The organism is Microcoleus sp. AT3-A2, assembly GCF_036705685.1.
Classification (GTDB): Bacteria; Cyanobacteriota; Cyanobacteriia; order Cyanobacteriales; family Microcoleaceae; genus Microcoleus.
Map to the genome: position 1 here is coordinate 1 of NZ_JAUBVF010000148.1, position 1,929 is coordinate 1,929.

The following is a 1,929-nucleotide window of genomic DNA, read 5'->3' on the forward strand; positions in this document are numbered from 1 at the left end:
ATTTTGGTTTGTAAGGCAATTATCTATGTAGATATTGCCTTACAGATTTTTTTTTGCTCACTTTTTCAGTGCCATTGGACTCTAGTCCTCTCTTTATCAATAAGGTTTTCTAGATGTAGGGTGCGTCAACGCTGATATTTGAGGAAGCTCAAACAGTTGGTTTCCGGGGCACCCTACAATAAATTCTGCTACTTCATTAAAGCAGCGCCACGGTTGTAAAGTTCGCGCGCGTAATCAGTCCAAGTTCCCTGTCCCCAATAGCGAAAACAACTTGTTTGTAGCAGCAAGTTGTAAAGCAAAGCTTGCTGGTATTCAAACTGCTTGGTAACGGCGGCATCTTGCTGCACCAGCGGGTCGTATTTTTTGTGAAATGCAGCGCTGAGTAGATTCATCGGTTCCAAGACATTTTCGTAGCCTTTCACCCAACTCAAATCGTTAGTCCAAGAAGCACCATCCATGTGAAAATTATGGTCGGTTTGCTTGAGTTGGGCGATCGCACTTTCCACTTTTTCCGGCGTCGCACTATCTGGATCGACTAGGTGCCAGATTTTGTGCTGGTTAACCCCCTGGCAAACAGGATAATCATCAGGATTAACCCCCGCCGCTTCAATTATCTCCAAATATTCAGTGCCGTTTAAACCAACAACACCGGATTTCCCCCCGCCTTGTTCGCGGTTTTCGTGCCAAGCTTTGACAAAGGCGCTGGGAAATTCATTCATCATCACACCGCCATTTTCGCCGTCGGCAATTTGAGTAACTAAAGAAGGAACTGTGACATTGCTAATGTGCTGTTTATTGCATCCTTTTGCTTCGTAATAAGGCTGCATTTGTCCAACCAATTTCGTGTCAGAACCTTGGGTTTTAATCAAAGCAGTAATACTGATTGTTTCGCCGCGAGAATTGCGGGCAACTAAACGGTTGGGAATATATTTTTGGTCTTGCGACAATCCCGAACCGTCTGGATTTTCTACAGAATGTTCTTGCACCATCAGCCAGCGATAGCCGCATTCTTTCAAAGCTTTGATGTATTCGTAAAGTGTATCAGGGTGATTTGGAAAGTGCATTTCTGGGGGTGAAAAACCTTTGACGCGCTTGAGGGCATCTATGCCAAAAATGGCTGCAAAATGATGTTGCCATGCTTGAATTTGGAGTTTGATGTCGGGGATGGGAGTTGAGGGAATGACGGCGTGACTCCACATTGTCCCCAGCCATTCTACGTGAGGTTGATATTGAGGATCGCAGGTAATCCGCTTGAGATTATCAAAGATATCGTCGCGTCCCATTTGGCGCAATCCCCACAATAAGTTGCCCGAATAGTCGAGCATAATTCGCGGGTTGCAGCCTTCAGCAATCAGTTGTGGGATGAATTCTCCCATGCGGGAATAGCACCAAGCAAAGACTGCGGCGTTGTGGTTATCTCCTTGGTTGGGATGTTCAAACATATGCTGGAGATTGCAGATCAGTTCGCCGTTTGCACCGGCAGGAATTGTGGGTTGGTGCATATGCAGGGCGCAGGCGAATCCGGCTTGAATGTTTTCCAGGCGCAGATTTGTGGTAGGTAGAAAGATTGGTTCGTTGCTATTGGCTGCGGCATTAATTTCTGCTTCGGAGCCGCAAATATTGGGTAATCCTGAGTTGATTTCTTGTAAAATGGGTAAATTGGGAGATTGTGCGATCGCAGGCATAAATTTTTCTCAACAATTGTGGAGGGGCGCTGTCTGCTATTGCTAAGATAGCTAGATACTTTAACAGTAGCAGAGTATCTCTGCAAAAGATAAATTTCACAAGATAAGTCCGGGAGTACGGAAGCTCCTAATCTTGGGTAAAATGTTTAACACATTTCACGTAAATAGGCTAGTACAGCTCGGCGTAAGTACACAGACTATATTTATGGTAGAATAACATAGTTAGCTGAGACCCGTTTAGGTG

At 45.1% G+C, this 1,929-nt stretch carries 1 protein-coding gene; it reads right to left on the reverse strand.

The annotated features are described in order from the left end of the window. Positions 1-188: 188 nt before the first annotated feature. Positions 189-1,685, reverse strand: coding sequence for a glycosyl hydrolase family 57 (locus QUB37_RS29570; RefSeq protein WP_333168792.1), 1,497 nt, complete (start codon positions 1,683-1,685; stop codon positions 189-191). Positions 1,686-1,929: the final 244 nt, after the last annotated feature.